Here is a 19619-nt window from a genome sequence, read left to right as displayed (position 1 = left end):
TGCCCAAGCGTCAGGTCAAGACGCTTGCAGTAGCCCATAGCTGGGTAAAGTTAGGAAGGCGGCGAACGCTTCTGCTGTAGACAGTTGATAGAAGAGATCGGCTGTCTCTTCGAATCGACCTGCAGCATAGCGAGCTTCTCCGACTTCTTGTTTAATGGTGTCTAGCTCTTGGTATAGCCAAGAGTGGAAGAGTTCTTTAGTAAAGGTTTGGCCGTCGTCTAACGTGACGCCGTGGTGAATCCATTGCCAAATATTGGCTCTAGAGATCTCAGCCGTAGCAGCGTCTTCCATCAGTCCATAAATTGGCACGCAACCATGGCCTTGAATCCATGCTTCGATGTAGTAGAGAGCGATACGAATGTTCTTACGCACGCCTGCTTCGTCGCGGGTTCCCTCACAAGGCTTCAGCAGAAGCTCTGCACTGATCTCATGTTGTGGGCTTTGGAAGTCGATTTGGTTGACCTTACCATCTAGATGTTTGTTGAACTCAGACATTGCAAGGTCAACCAGTGCTGGGTGCGCGACCCAAGTGCCGTCATGACCGTTTTTAGATTCTCGTTGCTTGTCCTCAATAACCTTGGCGGTAACGCGCTCCATCTCAGCGGGATCTTTCGCAGGGATGAATGCCGACATGCCGCCCATCGCCAGCGCGCCACGAGCATGACAGGTTCTCACTAGTAGTTGGCTGTAGGCATTAAGAAACTCTTGATCCATACCGATACCGTGACGATCAGGCAAAATACGATCTTGGTGGTTCTTTAATGTTTTGATGTAGCTGAAAATGTAGTCCCAACGGCCACAGTTCATTGCAACAATATGGTCACGCATCGCATAAAGAATTTCATCCATCTGGAATACAGCTGGAAGTGTCTCTATCAATACCGTTGCTCGAATCGTGCCTTTTGGTACTTTGAAATATTGCTCGGTGAAGCTGAAGATATCGTCCCACCATTGCGCTTCTTCCATGCTTTCAAGCTTTGGAATGTAGTAATAAACACCTAAGCCTTGATCTGCACGTGATTGATAGTTATGGAAAAAGTAGAGAGCAAAGTCCATTAAGCAGCCAGCTATAGGTTGGTTGTTAAACTGGATAGACTGCTCTGGCAGGTGAATACCTCGTGGGCGCGCGATCAACAGCGCAGGGTTATTCACCAGTTGGTAGTTCTTCTGTTTCTTTTCATCGTAGTAACTGATGGTGCCAAGGTTGGCATCTCTAAGGTTGATTTGGCCGTCGACCATATTCTCCCAAGTTGGAGATGAGGCGTCTTCAAAACAACACATGAAAACTTTAGCGCCGGAGTTAAGCGCATTGATGACCATCTTACGTTCAATAGGACCGGTGATCTCAACGCGGCGGTCTAATAGTTCTGGTGGCGGTGTCGCGACCTTCCACGTTTTGTCGTCACGAATCGATGCCGTATCCTCTCTGAAGTCAGGCAATGCACCCGCATCGAATTGGGCTTGTTTAGTTTCGCGGTCAGTTAGCAGGTTTTGACGGCGCTCTCCAAACTTTTTCACCAGTGCTTCTAAGAAGATCAAAGCATCTTTAGACAGGATCTTTTTGTACTCAGCGTTGTCCATATTGCCAAGTACCTGCATACACAAAGCCTCTTCTCTCTCTTTTACGTCATTCATCATTGTCTGTCTCCTTTGAACAATACGATGTCATTTTGTATACAAAATTCTATTTTTAAGTTTATTTATATGGCAAAAACTGTAAACAATCAAAGCCTATTTAACATTTAATTATCATTCGAGATATTTGCAATTTATTTTTATGTAAAGATATTTTATGTGAAGCAATGAATTGTAAGCTTTTCGGGGTTAGTGCTTACTTAAAACGCGCGTTTGATGTAACAAAAATGTTTCAAATTGGACTTGATAAATGCTGAGAATGGCTCATAGTACACAAAAGTTAGTTTAATTGTATACAATCTGAACTGGAGGTTCGAATGGCAATTATGAAAGCGATTGAAGCAGCGGTTGAAGTGCTTAAACGTGAAGGAGTAGACATCGCATTTGGTGTTCCGGGCGCAGCGATTAACCCTATGTATGCGGCGATGAAAAAGCTTGGTGGTATTGATCACGTTCTAGCTCGTCATGTAGAAGGCGCTTCGCATATGGCAGAAGGATACACGCGCACTAATCAGGATAATATTGGTGTCTGTATCGGTACTTCTGGCCCTGCGGGAACGGACATGATTACCGGTCTATATTCAGCATCGGCTGACTCTATCCCTATCTTATGTATTACAGGTCAGGCTCCGCGAGCAAGGTTGCACAAAGAGGACTTTCAAGCGGTAGATATTGAATCGATCGCTCAGCCTGTCACTAAGTGGGCGACGACGGTACTCGAACCAGCACAAGTGCCTCGCGCGTTTCAAAAAGCCTTTCATTTGATGCGTTCCGGCCGACCGGGTCCAGTTCTTATTGATTTGCCGTTGGATGTGCAGTTGGCGGAAATTGAGTTCGATATTGATTCTTATGAACCGCTAGAGCCTTACAAGCCTACGGCAACCAGACAACAAGTCGAGAAAGCACTCGCCATGATGGCAGAAGCGGAGAAGCCATTGATTGTGTCTGGTGGCGGCGTGATCAACGCGGGGGCTTCTGAACTTCTTCAGCAGTTTGCAGAGATCACTGGTGTTCCTGTTATTCCAACGCTGATGGGTTGGGGCTCGATTCCAGACGACCATGAATTGATGGCCGGCATGGTAGGGCTACAAACTTCCCACCGTTACGGTAATGAAACCATGCTGAACTCGGATTTTGTATTCGGTGTTGGTAACCGCTGGGCAAACCGTCATACCGGCTCTGTGGATGTGTACACCGAAGGTCGAAAATTCGTGCATGTTGATATTGAACCAACTCAAATTGGTCGAGTGTTCTGCCCTGATTTAGGCATTGTTTCTGACGCTAAATCTGCACTAGAGCTGATGGTTGAAGTCGCTCGAGAGTGGCGCGACGCAGGCAAGCTGCCAAATCGAAGCGATTGGGCAGGGGAATGCCAACAGCGCAAGGCCACCATGCTACGCAAAACCAATTTCGAAGAAGCGCCGATGAAGCCAATGCGCGTTTATGAAGAGATGAACAAAGCCTTTGGCCGCGACACCTGTTACGTAAGCACGATAGGTCTTTCGCAGATTGCTGCGGCTCAGTTCCTTCATGTGTACAAGCCGCGCCACTGGATCAACTGTGGTCAAGCTGGCCCATTAGGTTGGACAACCCCTGCGGCCTTAGGTGTTCGAGCTGCCGATCCGAATCGTGACATCGTGGCTATCTCCGGTGACTACGATTTTCAATTCATGATTGAAGAGTTGGCGGTAGGTGCACAGTTTAATCTGCCTTATATCCATGTGTTGGTGAACAACTCTTATCTAGGTCTGATTCGTCAAGCTCAACGTCAGTTTGATATAGATTACTGTGTACAGTTGGCATTTGATAACCAGAATGCGCCAGAGCTTGAAGGCTACGGTGTAGACCATGTTGCCGTTGTAGAAGGCTTGGGCTGTAAGGCGATTCGAGTACGCGAGCCAGAGCAAATTGCGCCGGCGTTTGAACAAGCTAAAGCGCTTATGAACAAGCATAAAGTGCCAGTAGTTGTTGAATTGATTCTTGAGCGAGTGACCAACATTTCGATGGGGGTTGAGATCAATGCCATCAATGAGTTTGAGCCGCTGGCGGAGACTCGCGAAGACGCACCGACTGCGCTTGCGCACAAATAATGTGTTTCCGTTAAGCCGATAGCAGCTTAACAGAACGTCAATGGGCACAGACTTAGTGCCCAAAGAATACAGATAAGAAGGACAGAGTCATGGCGAAATTTGCGGCTAATTTGTCAATGTTATTCACTGAAGTGGATTTTATGGATCGTTTTGAAGCGGCTGCCGACGCAGGGTTTCAAGGCGTCGAATATCTATTCCCATATGCTTTTGACGCGCAAGCGATCAAACAGAAGTTGGTTGAGAACAACTTAGAACAGGTGCTGTTTAACTTGCCGGCTGGTGATTGGGAGGCGGGTGACCGAGGTATTGCGGTTGACCCCGCAAGAGTTGAAGAGTTCCAAGCGGGCGTGCCGAAAGCAATAGAGTACGCCAAAGCGCTAGGTTGCAAACAGGTGAACTGCTTAGCGGGAATTGTGCCGCAAGGGGTAACTCCGCAAGATGCGCACTCTGCGTTTGTGATTAACCTTCACTACGCGGCAAACGCACTGGCGGCTGAGGGAATCAGTTTAGTGATTGAAGCGATCAACACGCGTGACATTCCTGGCTTCTTCCTCAACACCACGGAACAGGCGAAAGCGATCATTAAAGAAGTCGGGAGCGACAACCTCTTGATTCAATACGACATCTACCACATGCAGATTATGGAAGGCGATCTAACGCCAACTATGCAGCAGAACATTGGTCAGATAGCTCACGTTCAATTAGCTGACAACCCGGGTCGTCATGAGCCGGGAACGGGGGAGATCAACTACCCATTTGTGCTCAACTACCTAGATGAACTGGGCTACCAAGGTTGGGTTGGCTGTGAGTACAAACCGAAAACGACCACTACAGAAGGCCTTGGTTGGCTGCACCAGTACCGTTAATTGTGTCTGGTTATCTTAAAACGTTAAGGAGAACAACATGTCTAAAATTGCATTTATTGGTACAGGTATCATGGGCAAACCAATGGCGAGCAACCTTCAAAAAGCTGGCCACGAAATCCTTCTTTCAGACCATTTCAACCCAGCACCTGCTGATCTTGTCGCTGCTGGTGCAACGGTTTATCGCTCACCTGCGGAAGTGGCAGAGCAGGCCGATGTGATCATTCTAATGGTGCCAAACACACCTCAAGTTGAAGATGTTCTGTTTGGTGATAACGGCGTAGAGCAAGGCCTTACTGCAGGTGGTGCGGCTGGAAAGCTGGTGATTGATATGAGTTCAATTTCTCCTATCGCCACCAAAGCGATCGCGGCTCGAATTAACGAGGGCGGTGCGTCCTATCTTGATGCTCCGGTATCAGGGGGCGAAGTGGGTGCTATCAATGCGACGCTGACTATCATGGTTGGTGGTGAGCAGTCTGCTTTTGATAAGGCGCGACCTCTATTTGAAGTGATGGGCAAGAACATTACCTTGGTTGGCGATAATGGCGCAGGCCAAACGTGTAAAGTCGCTAACCAAATTATCGTAGCGTTAAACATTGAAGCGGTCTCTGAGGCACTGGTATTTGCCTCTAAAGCGGGGGCCGATCCTGCTCGCGTGCGTCAGGCGCTGTTGGGTGGTTTTGCTAACTCTAAGATCTTGGAAGTGCATGGTGAGCGTATGGTGGAAGGAACCTTTGACCCAGGATTTAGAATCTCGCTGCATCAGAAAGACCTTAACCTTGCACTGACTGGTGCCGAAGAATTAGGTGTATCACTACCGAATACGGCGACGGCTCAACAACTGTTTGGTGAGTGTGCTGATATGGGCGGTGAAGGTTGGGATCACTCAGCACTAATTCAAGCCATTGAAAAACGCTCGGATCACTCAATCCGATAGTACCCGATTTAGGGTAAATCTATTCGTTACTCTGGTATTGAATGCATGGTTCATGAAACCAGAGTAACGAGCTTAGGCTGCCACTTCTCCAGGGTGGGTGGCCGACCCCACAGGCTCAAGCAGTTTGTTTATAAATCGCGTAGTTTCGTCTCCTTTTATGCGCGTTCCTAATATAAGGCAGAGGTTGAAGTTGTTCCTTTCCAACTTATTTCTTAGCAGGCACCTGTGTCCTTGTATTAGGGTTCTTTTTTTATTCCGTCGACTAAGGAGTGGCTGATGGACATCGATGCTAAACAGTTTTTACATACCCTTTTCTCTAGCGCTGTTAATGAAGCGCTACCGCGAAACCACATTGCCCCTTTTCTGTCTGAATCTATTTTTTATCGCTCCTCCAATCAGGCTGGACGTACGGTGGTGATCGGTGCGGGTAAAGCCGCTGCGTCGATGGCAACAGAGTTAGAAGCTGTATGGCGCGATAAGAAAAAGCACGACCTCGCACTTCGAGAACTCGAAGGTCTAGTGGTTACTCGTTACGAACATACCGCACCCTGCGAGCACATTGAAGTCATCGAAGCAGCACATCCAGTACCTGATGAAATGGGGCTAGAAGTGAGCCAGCGAATGCTGAAATTGGTGAAGAACTTAAGTGCAGATGACACAGTGATCTGCTTATTGTCAGGCGGAGGTTCGGCATTACTGAGTCTACCCGGTGGTGATATCACTCTTGCTGAGAAGCAACAGATCAACAAAGCTCTGCTTAAGTCTGGCGCAGCAATTGATGAGATGAACTGTGTGCGTAAACACCTATCGTTGATCAAAGGCGGGCGTCTTGCCAAAGCGGCCTATCCTGCAAGAGTAGTTTCATTGGCTATCTCAGATGTACCCGGTGATGACATCAGTGTGATTGCATCGGGTCCAACCGTTCCAGATACCACTACCCGTTTTGATGCACTCGCCATCTTAGAGCGTTATCGAATTGATATGCCAACGTCAGTATTTGAGTGGCTCAATAATCCAGAATCGGAGACCATCAAACCTGACGACTCATGTTGGAAGAGCGCTGAACACCATATTATCGCGACCCCGATGTCAGCGTTGGAGTCTGCCGCTGCGGAAGCTGAAGGGTTAGGAATTCCTGCGTATATTTTGAGTGATTGCATTGAGGGTGAAGCGAGGGAGGTCGCTAAGGTGCATGCTGCGCTGGCGAAACAAGTGGCTAGTCGACAGCACCCTTTCAACACGCCTTGCGTATTACTTTCAGGCGGAGAAACGACGGTAACCGTTAAGGGCAATGGTAGAGGTGGGCGTAACAGTGAGTTTTTGCTGAGTCTATTCAATGAGCTCAAAGGGCATGACAACATCTACGCACTGGCGGCGGACACCGACGGTATTGATGGGGTTGAAGATAACGCAGGGGCTTGGATAACGCCGAATACGTGGCAACAGAGTGAGGCACTGTCTTTGAAAGCGGAAACTTATTTAGATGCGAATAACAGTTATGACTTCTTTGACAAGGTTGATGTGTTACTAACAACGGGGCCGACACTGACCAATGTAAACGACTTTCGAGCGATTTTGATACTTTAAAGTTAACCTCCCTCTCATTTATTAAAATATGTGAACCAATCGATTGGCCGTCTCATGCACAATAAAGGGGCGGTCAAAGTTATTTGTATCGTAGGACACTAAAGCTAAATCAATCGGTTGTAGGGATATGATATGTCTAAGATCAGGCAGAAGAACCAAGACTTAATCATTCAAGTGGCGTGTGAGCAGTTCGCGATGCACGGTTATGCCGCGACCAAAATGGTTGATATTGCCAAAGCTGCTGATATTCCAAAGCCTAACGTATTCTATTACTTCAGTTCAAAAGACAAGCTCTACAACGCGGTATTGGAGTCGGTGACGCAACCCTTGTTGGAAGCCTCTCGCCCTATTGAAGAGCTCGATGATCCTGTCGAAGCACTGTCTCAATATATCCAAACCAAGTTAATCATCTCTCGTGATCACCCGCACGCCTCCAAGGTTTTTGCCAATGAAGTGATGTCGGGCGCCAAAGTATTACCAAAAGAGATTGGTGATGAGCTTTATAAACAGTCTCAGATGATCATCGACAAGTTCGCCACTTGGTCTGCACAAGGCCTGATGGACAACGTGCCTGCACATCACCTAATGTTCACTATCTGGGCCGCGACTCAAACCTATGCCGATTTCGGCTGGCAGATTTGCAGTGTGATGAAAAAAGACCAACTCGATGACCAAGATTATGAAGACGCAGCTAAATTCATAACACAGTTGGTGATAAAAGGGTGTGGCGTAAAAAGCTAAGCTGTTTCAGTTTCATACAAGGCCTGCAATTGCAGGTCTTTTTCATATCGGCTCCAATATATTCAATTGCAGTGATTGCGCCTCGTATTTCCATAATTGTGACTTTGTGTGCAATAACGGATTTCAGTATCGGCTCGACTCGATTTAGTATGTCGTTTTATTTAATGGCAAGGTTGTCTTTGCTATCAAAAGTGAAAGTAGCAAAATCTCACGGGCAAGCTACTTTGACTTTATCAAGGAAGCATCTGCTCCCGATAAATGAACGCACAACTCAAAGGTACACGCATGACTCTCAAAAGCTTGGCTTACACAATTAGCGCCGTTCTTTTAACTGGCTGTGGTTCGACTATAGCGACGAACGATTACAACGCAGACTTAATGATTACCAATGGCCAAGTCTTGACGATTAACGCGACTAAGGACGTGATTGACGATGGAGTTGTCGTGGTGAAAGACGACCAGATCATCGCGGTTGGTAGTGAGGAGCTATTGACCCAGTATCGTGCGGAGAAAGTAATCGATGCTCAAGATGGTATCGTCATGCCTGGTATGGTCAATGCTCACAACCACCTTCCTATGATTGCATTTCGCGGATTGGGAGAAGAGGGGATCTCGAATCGCTTATTTGCCTACTTCTTTCCTCTTGAAGCGGAAAAGCTAAGTCGTGAGCTCATTTACAACGCTACTAAACTTGGCAGCATCGAATTGGCGCAAAGTGGTGTCACAACCTATGCCGACATGTATTACCACATGGATGAAATGGCCAAGGCAACCAAAGAGGTAGGTCTACGAGCTGTTTTGGGTGAAACCGTGATTAAATTCCCAGTGGTCGATGCGAAAGAACCTTATGGAGGCATTGACTACGCAAAAGGATTTATCGAAGAGTACAAGAACGATGATTTGATCACACCTGCTTACGCGCCCCATGCCGTCTACACAGTGAGCAAAGATAAACTGCAAGAAATCAATAAACTATCGGCTCAATACGATGTGCCAGTGTTAATTCACGTTGCGGAATTTCCCAATGAAGAAAAGCGTATTAAAGATGAAACCACAGCCAATTCACCGGTGGAGTACATGGATGAAATCGGCGTACTCGATGAGCGTGTCGTGATTGCTCATGGTATTCATTTGTCTGAGAACGATCAGAGGCTTTTAAAACAGGCTGACGCTGGTATCTCTTACAATCCGATGGCAAATGCTAAAGGAGCGACGGGAATTGCGCCTGCATGGGATATGTACCGTGCTGACATGCGAATAGGCTTGGGTACCGACGGTCCAATGAGCTCTAACCAAGTGGATATCATGCGTACTCTGAGTTATGCAGCAAACATGCAGCGCTTGAAGCACTCAGACCGCACTATCATGATTCCTGAACAGGTGATTGAGATGGCAACTTTGGGCGGTGCAAAAGCTCTGCATATGGAAGACCAAATTGGTTCACTAGAGGTGGGGAAAAAAGCCGATATCGTGATTGTAGAGACACAATCGGCGAACATGATGCCGAGCTATGACCCATACGCGACCTTGGTTTACCAAGCGAACCCAAGCAACATCGACACCACGATCGTTAATGGTCAAATCGTGATGGAAAACCGCGTGATGCAGACAGTACAACTGAATGAAATCCGTCAAAGCGTTGATGAATTCGAAGCCGATATTGCTGAGTTTGCAAAGGAGCTAGTGAAGAAGGCAATCAAGTCAAAGAGTTTGATGGATTAGGGCATAACCCTGAACCTTACATTGAACAAAACAAGGCCGACATTATGTCGGCCTTTCTATTAGGTTGTCACACGAGAACCTAAGATTTTCTGGTTACAGATGCACTTTAGTTAGTGAGAACAACTGTTGCCATTGGGGATGCCACTACCTAGGAATTCGACGCGAATTTGTTCGACATCTTTTAGGTAGTGGTTATTGGTTTGATCCGTTTTATCAAAGTTGTTGAGCGTGATATTCCAAGACGAGAATGGCGTCGGTTGGAAATACGCATACTCGAACTTATTCGCCACAGAGCCATCGGTGATGATGCTCACGTCATTGGTCGTTGGATCATCAAGGCGATAGTAGAATGCGCGCGATACTGGGTTAGAGCTGAATTGATAGTCCTGATTTTCGTATCGGTCAGCATAGTTACCTGAGCTGGAGACACGCAAGTTGAGTTGTTTTCCGTAAGGTAAGTTTTCCCCCTCAAGGAATACACGCACCGTTGAAAGCCTAACGCGATCAAATGCGCAAAGCTGAACTTGCTCCAATGGAATCGTGAAGTTCAATTCACCGGTGTTAGCAAAGCTCTCCAGTTGCTCTGGACTGGAAATGGTGTAGTTATCGATGGTGAAGTCTTGTGGTGCTGGCTGGAATGAAGACAGGGCATTCACGTATTCACTTTCGATAGAGGCCAAGTCGAACTGGTAGTCTAGATAGCTCTTGTTGAGAGAAGGGGTGATCTCACTTGGCTTCAATGCCCAGTATTCGTATGCCTGAACATAGTTCGATAGCGCTACGTACATCGGACGTTTGAAGTGCATTAAGACTCGAGAAAGCTCACGCTCAACGGAATCAAAGCTATCACTGTCTAGTTGATAACCCTCAATGGCAGTATTCAGTCGTTGTTGCTGATTGGTAGTGACATTATTCGTTAAAATCAGGTCGACCAACTTAGCTTGCTCGTGAGCAAAATTGAGCTGTGTGATGTTAATGGCTTTGCCGAGTAGCACCTGTTTTTCAAGCTCCAACAGATATTGTCTTGCGCCTTTGATGCCCAAGCTGTCAGCGTATCTGAGATTGCTGCGAATCTCGGTGATCATCAAATCCCATGCAAGATTACTCTCGTTGAGTGTTGGGATATTAAAGTTAAACCCATCCATCGCTTCCGATACTTTTTGGAATTTGATGGCGGATTTAACGTCGTTGGTCAGCTGCGAAATACCAGAAATCGTTTTGGTCACGCTATCAATAATGCCAGTGACGGACTTAATGTTGGTAACGAGGTTTTTTGCTTTTTCGAGGGCTTCAGGTGTTTTTGCCAGCTGCTCGGTTAAGTCATTTACCCCTGAGAGGTTACCAGTGAACACGCCACTGACCGCACTTCCGATTTCCGCTATCGCCTTGAATATCGCTAAAGCGGCATTGAGTTGCTGCTGGGTTTTCCAGTTCTCTACACCAACCAAATAAGTGGTTCGGGCATCAAGAGTAACGAGTTCTTGAGCTTTGTACTGAGCATCAATTTCAGTCAGGCTATCGCCAATCTTATCAATGTTGGATTGAGTTTGAGTGATGATCGAACCTTGAGCTCTAAGAACATCTTCAATGTTAGCGAGTGCTAACTTAGAAGCTTCAATTTTGTCCTCAATAACAGTGTTTCTGTCTTGGATAATGTCCCATTGAGCTTGATAGGCGATCATGGCATTCAGATACGCTTCATACTTGTCTTGGTATAAGACTTTGTCGAGATACGGGACGTAGTTGCTCTCTTTGGTACTAAAGCTAATAAACTGTTTGAAAGCGACAGTTTGTAGGTAAAGGTCTGAAAGAATTGGGTCATCTTCAACCACTGAACCGGCGTGGCGCAAACTCTGTTCAATCCAGTTGATAAGGTCGAGGCTAAGCTCGGGATTAGTATCGAATAGTGTGGCAGCCATATCGAAAGAGCGGTTAACAATATCGGTGAAAGGGTCGGTTGCCAGTTTCATTTGTCCTGTGGTGTTGGAGTCGATGGTGGTTCTTCGATAGTGCGAACCGGCCAGTACCACAGACGTGCCATTGCCTTCTTCACCAGAAACCGCATCTCGAGTGATACTGCCATCACTTTGGAAAGCCAATACATTAATTGGCGTTTCGATCTCTCCTGCGATGACGGAAACGGATGCCGCAGACCCTTGTTGTCCAAGTACAAAGGTTGGGGTGCCTTGACCAACAATCTTACGAGCAAAAATAAGGATGTTTTGGTTGTTGACGACTAAGTTGAAGTTCTCTGGAACCTCAATAGTGTCTGCGAAGACGACGATTTTTGAAGGTTTGGTAACGTAAAGGTTCTGCTGTGCGATCCAATCACTAAGGTTAATATGTAAATCTGATGTAGAGCGAGATAATACGCCCACCTCGGAATAGGCTGATTGAACCCATGTTGGATATTCAGTGGAGTTTGGCAAGTTATTTAGCTCAAGCCAATCACTCGCAAAGGCTTGTTGAGAAAATGAAAGAGAAATAATAATAGGTAGAAGTCTCATAGAAAAATCCTGTCGAAAATGAGTATTACCAAATTTGGGGTGAAAGAAGCCGCACCTTATTGCTATAAGGCGTGGCTCTATTATTTGGTTTTATTTATTAGGTCTTTGTTTTATCGAACTGGAAGTAGACTATTCCATCTTCTGAATATAGGCGTTGTTTGCAAATGCTTTGGCTTTCTCACTGATATTATTCCAGTTCATTTCAGCAACCGATGTATTGGCTAGAGCCCCGATTGCACCAAGCATTGCATCATCTTTCATGATGTCGGCATTATTCTGAGCTTCATCTAACGCAGCAAGTAGCGATGTGAAATCTGAATTCATTTTCTGCCAGTTGAGTTTCAATTCGTTAATATGTGGAATGGCATTTTCAATCTGCTGAGAGATTATATCGATGCTTTCTGATGAACGGTGGTAAGAGTTATATATTTTCTGGGTATACGTTAGTTGATTTTGTAGATCGTCCACTTCTTTTTGTAGTTCATTACGAAGCTTACGTGCCTTCTCTGCTTTATCGCCATAGACACCCATGATAGGCACTGCCACCATAGGGAACCAGGCGTAAGTTACCGCAGTAGAGGCGACAGTAACGTAGTGAGTGTAGTCTTTATTGAGCTGGGCAATACGCGCATTTATATCATTGACTCGCTGTTGTAGCGCGCTGCCATCATCACTGAGATAACCATTGTGTGTGCCTTCCAATACATCCAATTGCAGCTTTTGAGTGTCTAGTGTGGCCGAGAACTCCAATAGGTTATCGCCAACATCAGACACTTCTTGTTGGTATCTCATAGAAAAGTTTTGCAGGCTCTTTAGGTAAGCTATCGCCATTTTTCTATTGCGCTCAACGGCTTCAATATCTTCCGGTAGCGGCGAGAAGGCTTTAGCTAACATCTCGTTGAGCGCGTTGCTCAATGGGTTAAGCATGTAGTCTTTGATTTGTGCGTAGTTAGACAAGCTCAATGAGAGGTTAACAATGCTTGGGTAGAGGTCTTTTTTCCAATAGAAAGCAGTGTCGTGAATATTAGAGTACTGCTCAACGAGTGCTTGGAAATTGGAGAAGGGAATATCATTGGGAATACCTAGCGTCGATTTCATGCTCGCTTCTGTTACGGGTAGCGCCAACGCGCCTTCGACATAAGCTTGGATCTGATACCACTCTTGCTGTTTTAAAATAAAGTTATCGGTATCCAGATCGATAAAGACGCCATTCTCGCCAATGATCGTATCGTAAGTCACCTGCGGTAGGTTTTGTTCTGCTGACGCTTGATTTGTTTGAATTGGAGCTGCGTGAGAAGTGAGAGCAAAAGAGGAAAGTAGCCCAATTGAGATCGAAGATAATACAAGTGTTTTAGTGATTTTTTTCATTTTTTAACCCTGCTTAATCTGTTATAAGATTTATTCAAAGACAATAATACCCCTACCATATCGATGGCATTTTTAAATACTTATAAGGTGTTATTGAATAATTTTTTTCTGTTATTACTTGTAGTAATTATGTGGTTTTTTAATCTCGCTCCTTTAATGTGAATATTGTTTTTATAAGAAGCGCTCAATCTATAGCAGATTTATAATGAAAAGTTCTATTTAGATCACATATTTGAATTCATATTGATTGTTTGTTGATCTATTGAATTAAATGATATTTAAGTCATTTGTTCTGCTGTTTCCTCTCAGGCTAGGTATATTAAGGATTTGAGAGAATTTTATTCTATGCATTTATGCTTTAAGTGATAAATCTATAATTATTTGTATTTTTATACTTATTACTAAATCTGTTGGTAAATTTTATAGATTTATAATTAGAACGATCGTTTTAAACTTGATCTGTGCCAAATAATGAGTGTGTTATATATTAACAAAACGTTGAATTAGCATCTGTTAAATTAGGTAGGATTTAATTAGATTATTATTTTATTTCCATTATTAAGACGATAACCATTCAAAAAGATATAAAAGGAGAACGACTGAACACGAGGATATAGCTAGAAAAGAAGGAGAAATTAAAGACAGCAGCAGATGATGTTGAAGTAAGGTGTATATGTCCACTGCCCATCACAGCCATGCATTTCGACTGTGATGGACGAAGAGTGATGTTAGTGGTTGTTCATCGCCAGCTTACCAAGCCTCATTGCGGCGGCGTGGTGGCGGTGCATGAGATGTTCCATATCGACACCTATCACTGCGCCATCGTTGACACACCATTGTCCGGCTATCATCACTTTGTCTGCTTGCTGGGCACCACAAAGCAGAAGTGCAGCGAGTGGATCGTGACTGCCAGAGAAACGAATATCATCAAGCTTGAACATAGCGATATCGGCTTGTTTGCCAACCTCAAGAGTACCGATATCGGTACGGCCCATTGCGCGTGCAGACCCCGATGTTGCCCAGCGAAGTGCATCAAAGTGCGAGACATTGGCGGAGCCGTACTGCAGCCTTTGCAGATACATCGCCATTCGCACTTCGGCAATCATATTCGAACCATCATTCGAGGCCGAACCATCAACACCGAGACCGACTTTCACCCCAGCGGCTTCAAGGTCGTTGTTCTTACATATGCCTGAAGCAAGCATCATGTTTGATGTTGGGCAATGGCTGATGCCAACGCCAGCCGCCCCTAAACGTTTTATCTCTTCTGGATTGAAGTGAATACCATGAGCTAACCAAGTTCGGTCATTGAGCCAACCCACATCTTCAAGATAATCGACCGGACGCAAACCAAACTTCTCAATACAGAAATCTTCTTCATCTAGGGTCTCGCATAGGTGAGTGTGCATCATCACGCCTTCACGTTCGCTGATTCGAGCGGTCTCTTTCATCAAATCTGTGGTGACCGAGAATGGTGAACATGGCGCAAGGGCAATTTGAACCATCGCGCCTTCATCTCGCTGGTGGTAGTCACGGATTAAGCGCTGGCTATCGTCGATGATGGTTTGCTCAGTCTGGATGGTGTGCCTTGGAGGTAGCCCTCCTTCATCTTCTCCTAAACTCATTGAACCGCGAGTAAATATCGCTCGAACACCCAGCTTCTCAGCGGCTTCGACTTGCAGATCAATCGCGTGTTCAAGCCCGTTAGGCAGCAGATAATGATGGTCGGATGCAGTGGTGCAACCTGACATCATCAGCTCGACCAAAGCCAGCTCAGTGGCAAGGCTCATCATTTCAGCATCAAGGTTTGCCCAAACTGGGTACAAACTTTTCAGCCAATGAAAAAGCTCTTTGTTGAGTGCGCCTGGGTAGGCACGAGTAAGGGTTTGATAGAAATGATGGTGGGCGTTAATCAGCCCTGGAGTGACAACATGACGCGAGGCATCAACACTATAGTCGACAGGGGTAGTTGGTTCTTGGTGCTTACCTACTAACTCGACAATGGTATTGCCTCTGACGACGAGTCCGCCTTGTGCGTCGGTATTTGAACCTGTGTAGATTGCGAGTGGATTCTTAATCCAGATGGTTTCCATTCATAATAGTCCTTAGCCATCTCAGCCTTTTCAGGGAAGAGGGTCTTTGGTTTTGTATTGTTTACGATAAGGGTTTATAAAGCAGCGCGTTTCTTCAACCCACTGCTGTATGCTTCTTTAACTGATGTAAGTGTTCGTACTTCTCATTAAGTCAGTTAAGCCTGAAATCACTAGCCAATCTAAGGCGTTTAGTTTGCCTTAACCTCTGTTGTTTCAGCTTGTTCTTTTTGCTGTAGATCCGCGTGTTCTTCTAGATCTGCCTGTTCCTGCATCTCTGCTTGCTCTTGCATCTCTAGCTCAACTTGAGCTTGGCTTTCGGCGAGTGCTTCTTGCTCTTCAGCTCGTGAAGATTTAGGAAGAATCAGGTTCAGTAAAACCGTCATGATTGTCCCAGTCGTAATGCCAGAGTGTAGGAAGTTCGCTAAATCATGAGGTAGGTGCTGTAGCAGTCGTGGTTCGAATGTAACCGCTAGGCCAGAAGCAAGACCAACACAGATCACTAACGCGTTTCGTTTGGTGTCCGCAGCTTTTATCAACATACGGATACCTGCGTAAGCAATCATGCCGAACATAACAAAACCCACGCCCCCTAATACTGGTTTAGGGATAGTGACGGCAATGGCAGCGAGTTTCGGAAACAGGCCTCCGAGGATCAGCAAACCACCCGTTGCCGCAACCACATAGCGACTGGCAACCCCAGTGATGCCGACGATGCCTACATTCTGGCTGAACGAAGCGAGCGGCATAGCGGTCAGAATCGATGAAAGCGTACTACCAAGTCCATCACCTAACAGACCGCGTTTAAGATCTTTACCGCTGACTTGGGTTTGGCAGTTATTGCCGAGCGCCATGAAGTCACCCGTTGCTTCAGCGATAACCACGATGTACACCAAGCTCATGCTAATGATGGCGCTCATTGAGAATGTGAAGCCGTATTTGAAAGGCTCAGGACCGCCAATCCAAGCAGCAGAGCTAATTTGATCTAGGTTTACCATGCCAAGTGATAGTGCCACGATGTAACCGCCCGCAAGGCCGATCACGATTGCTGAAGCAGCCACTGCGCCTTTACAATAAACAGAGACGCAAACCACAATACCTAACGAGACCAGCGCCAAAAAGAGCTTCGGTAGCGTGGCAAATTGTTCACTATTGGCAGGCGAGTCTCCGACCCAATTCATGGCAACCGGTAAAATGGTTAGTCCGATAAGAGTAACCACTACACCACTTACCACGGTAGGGAACAGTTTCCTCACCTTATCCATGTAAAAGCTGGCTGCAATCACCACGAAGGAGCCGATTAGGGCTGAGCCCATAATTGCACTTACGCCACCTTCATTACCTATAGAGATCGCGACACCAAGAAAGGCGAAGCTAGAGCCCATCACTACGGGTAAACGAATACCAATAGGGCCAAAGCCAAGACACTGGGCGACCGTGACGATCCCTGATGCCAGCAAGGCCGCGTTAATGAGCGAGACGATTTCAGTGTTGGGCAAACCAATGGATGCGCCAACAATCAGTGGTACTGCAACGATGCCGCCAATAGAGGCCAGCATATGTTGCAGAGCAAGTAGGAGGGTGAGCCCGTGAGGGGGTCTTTCATTTAGGGTATACAGAAGTTTCATTTGATATTCCTCTGCTTGTGTTTAGGTTCACAAGCGAATGACAGTCAAACAATGACTTCTACAAACTGCGTAGGGTCATAAAAAAGGTGCACGGAGGGAGCGCGTCTAAACACGCCGTGGATTCCGCACAGTTAGCTTTCTTAAAAATTGATAGAAACGCTTGGCTTGATTAATAAACCAAGCGTTCAAGGTGCGTGACTCAATAGCGGTTAACTAATGAACCGAAAATTAGCCAATGAACACCAATTTAGCGATGAAGATAGCCGCTAAGAAGTACATCGAGATAGAGACATCTTTGGTTTTGCCTGTTGCCAGCTTTAATACCGTGTAAGTAATAAAGCCAAGCGCAATACCATTCGCGATTGAGAATGTGAGTGGCATCATTAACGCCGTGATTGCAGCTGGTGCACCGTTGGTGAAATCTTTCCAATCAACGTGTTGCATGCTGCTCATCATCACAAACGCTACGTATATCAGTGCGCCTGACGTCGCGTAAGCCGGGATCATGCCAGCAAGTGGTGATAGGAAGATCGCTGCTAGGAACAGCGCACCAACCACAATAGCAGAAAGGCCAGTACGAGCACCTGCTGCAACACCAGCAGCACTCTCGACGTAACTGGTTACTGGTGGGCAACCCACACAAGCACCGGCAACACTCGAAATACTGTCGGCTTTTAGCGCTTTGCTCAAACCTTCAATCTTGCCTGTTTCTGGGTTAGTTAGATGTGCACGCTCGGCAACACCCATTAATGTACCCGCGGTGTCGAACATGTTTACAAAGAGGAAGGCTAAGATAACGCTGATCATAGAGACATTCAGTGCACCAGCGATGTCCATTGCCATAAAGGTTGGCGCTATGCTTGGCGGCGCAGCGAAGAAGCCGTTGTATTGCACTAGGCCTAGCATCATGCCGATAAGCGTTACGCTCAAAATACCAATCAGTACTGCACCAAAGACTTTACGCTCACTCAGTACCGCGATAATAAGGAATGCGATGGCAGCAAGCAGAGCTTCTGGTTTGGTGAAATCACCTAATGAAACCAAAGTTGCTGGGTTTTCGACGACAATGCCCGCGGTTTTAAGACCAATCAGACCCAAGAACAGACCAACACCAGCGGTCATGGAGTAGCGTAAACTCTCTGGAATGCTCTCTATGATCCATTGACGAACCTTGTAGAAGCTCATCCCGACAAATAGCACACCAGAGATAAATACCGCCCCAAGCGCTACCTCCCAGCTGTAACCCATTTCACTCACCACGGTGAACGAGAAGAAGGCGTTGAGGCCCATACCCGGTGCAAGGCCCACTGGCCAGTTCGCAAACAGTCCCATTAACAGACAGCCAATCGCTGCACCAATACAGGTTGCAACGAACACCGCGCCAGAATCCATGCCAGATGCCGCCATGATCTGTGGGTTAACGAAGATAATGTAAGCCATGGTTGCGAAAGTGGTCACGCCACCAACCAATTCATTTTTTACACTGCTTCCGTGGGCCTTAATTTTAAAAAACTTCTCTAAAATTCCGTTATTCGCATCTTGGTTGAGTATTTCAGTTTTACTCTCACTCATGTCAGCAAGTCCTTTTATGTTGTGATCCATGTATTGAATACAGCAAGATTTCAATATTAAGGTTTCATGTGTTTAAGGTGATTTCTCTTTTTTGGGCACGAACAAGCCTGACCAAGCTCGCTGACAGAAGTGGTCAGCGAAGGCCTAGCAAAAATTAAGTGCGGCTAAATTTCCTTTATTTGTTATTTCTTGAGGTTAACTTCCGCGATATGTCGAGAAGCTGTAAGGGGATACTAAAAGAGGGACGTGGTAATGCGCATCTGGATCATCGAGTCCGAAGCGAATCACGACATCGTCTAAGAAAGGCACGCCATCAAGTTCGACGCCTTTGCTTTTGTAGTAATCTGCTACATAGAACACCAACTGATACTTGCCTGGGAGGAAGTTGTTACCAGCAAGAATCGGTGCATCGGTTCTACCGTCGGAGTTGGTCACAACCGTTGCCAATTTTTCAGTTGAGTCTTCATTTACCTTGTAAAGCTCTACCTTGATCTCTGCTCCAGGTAGGCCGTGGGTGGTATCTAAAACGTGTGTTGTTAATCTTCCCATAATCCTTCACGGCGCGTTGACGCGTCCTGTCCTTATTCTGTTTTTCATCTGCGATGTTTATCTGACAAAACGTTTGCTTGCTCACTTTGTCAGCACTAACTATGAACGAACTGTATACAATTAGTAAAGCCAATTGTAGAAAAAATGTTAACTTTAAGTCGGTTTTTTGATGCGCCAAGTCTGTGCGTTATCAATAAAAACTTGCACCATGATTGTTTAACTTGTTGTTATTAAAGGATCTTGGTTGCTAAATTTAACTTTAATAACGAAATCTTTACATTAAGATAAATTATTGTATACAATGAATGTATGGGGTGAGGTTGCTCGTTG

The 19619-nt window shown here is 45.9% G+C and carries 13 protein-coding genes; 6 read left to right on the top strand and 7 right to left on the bottom strand.

Annotated elements, in window-relative coordinates:
* Positions 1 to 15: 15 nt before the first annotated feature.
* Positions 16 to 1638, bottom strand: a complete 1623-nt coding sequence (gene aceB, locus KI743_RS04525) for a malate synthase A (protein WP_285465319.1) — start codon at positions 1636 to 1638, stop codon at positions 16 to 18.
* Between the two features lie 314 nt (positions 1639 to 1952).
* Here aceB and gcl point away from each other — a divergent pair, with 314 nt between their 5' ends.
* The 6 genes from gcl (at position 1953) to KI743_RS04495 (ending at position 9575) form a co-directional block, all read left to right on the top strand.
* Positions 1953 to 3725 (top strand): glyoxylate carboligase, encoded by a 1773-nt coding sequence (gene gcl / locus KI743_RS04520; protein ID WP_032553539.1) that lies wholly within the window; start codon positions 1953 to 1955, stop codon positions 3723 to 3725.
* 89 nt (positions 3726 to 3814) lie between these two features.
* Positions 3815 to 4591 (top strand): hydroxypyruvate isomerase, encoded by a 777-nt coding sequence (gene hyi, locus KI743_RS04515; protein ID WP_285465318.1) that lies wholly within the window; start codon positions 3815 to 3817, stop codon positions 4589 to 4591.
* 37 nt (positions 4592 to 4628) lie between these two features.
* On the top strand, positions 4629 to 5525 hold the full coding sequence (locus KI743_RS04510) for a 2-hydroxy-3-oxopropionate reductase (protein WP_285465317.1): 897 nt from the start codon (positions 4629 to 4631) through the stop codon (positions 5523 to 5525).
* 276 nt (positions 5526 to 5801) lie between these two features.
* The gene (locus tag KI743_RS04505; RefSeq protein WP_285465315.1) at positions 5802 to 7112 is read left to right on the top strand and encodes a glycerate kinase; all 1311 of its coding nucleotides are present in this window, start codon (positions 5802 to 5804) and stop codon (positions 7110 to 7112) included.
* A 132-nt stretch (positions 7113 to 7244) separates the two neighbouring features.
* A complete protein-coding gene (locus tag KI743_RS04500; RefSeq protein WP_150868421.1) occupies positions 7245 to 7853 on the top strand; it encodes a TetR/AcrR family transcriptional regulator in 609 nt (202 codons plus the stop codon).
* 285 nt (positions 7854 to 8138) lie between these two features.
* The gene (locus KI743_RS04495) at positions 8139 to 9575 is read left to right on the top strand and encodes an amidohydrolase (protein WP_285465313.1); all 1437 of its coding nucleotides are present in this window, start codon (positions 8139 to 8141) and stop codon (positions 9573 to 9575) included.
* 110 nt (positions 9576 to 9685) lie between these two features.
* Here KI743_RS04495 and KI743_RS04490 read toward each other — a convergent pair whose 3' ends face one another.
* The 6 genes from KI743_RS04490 to uraH all read right to left on the bottom strand — a co-directional run bounded on the left by KI743_RS04490 (position 9686) and on the right by uraH (position 19289).
* Positions 9686 to 12082, bottom strand: coding sequence for a hypothetical protein (locus KI743_RS04490; protein ID WP_285465312.1), 2397 nt, complete (start codon positions 12080 to 12082; stop codon positions 9686 to 9688).
* A gap of 129 nt (positions 12083 to 12211) precedes the next feature.
* Entirely contained in the window at positions 12212 to 13450 is a 1239-nt protein-coding gene (locus KI743_RS04485; protein ID WP_285465310.1) for an alpha-xenorhabdolysin family binary toxin subunit A, read from the bottom strand.
* Positions 13451 to 14178: 728 nt separating this feature from the next.
* Complete coding sequence (locus KI743_RS04480; protein WP_285465308.1) at positions 14179 to 15543, bottom strand: 8-oxoguanine deaminase; 1365 nt, start codon at positions 15541 to 15543, stop codon at positions 14179 to 14181.
* 188 nt (positions 15544 to 15731) lie between these two features.
* A complete protein-coding gene (locus tag KI743_RS04475; protein ID WP_285465307.1) occupies positions 15732 to 17168 on the bottom strand; it encodes a solute carrier family 23 protein in 1437 nt (478 codons plus the stop codon).
* Positions 17169 to 17396: 228 nt separating this feature from the next.
* The gene (locus KI743_RS04470; RefSeq protein ID WP_150868433.1) at positions 17397 to 18740 is read right to left on the bottom strand and encodes an NCS2 family permease; all 1344 of its coding nucleotides are present in this window, start codon (positions 18738 to 18740) and stop codon (positions 17397 to 17399) included.
* A 195-nt stretch (positions 18741 to 18935) separates the two neighbouring features.
* Entirely contained in the window at positions 18936 to 19289 is a 354-nt protein-coding gene (gene uraH, locus KI743_RS04465; protein WP_150868435.1) for a hydroxyisourate hydrolase, read from the bottom strand.
* Between the last annotated feature and the right edge of the window lie 330 nt (positions 19290 to 19619).

The sequence above is a fragment of the Vibrio sp. D420a genome, from assembly GCF_030248625.1.
GTDB lineage: Bacteria > Pseudomonadota > Gammaproteobacteria > Enterobacterales > Vibrionaceae > Vibrio > Vibrio fortis_A.
Note: the sequence above shows the minus strand (reverse complement) of the source record. Positions and strands in the feature narration are given on the sequence as shown.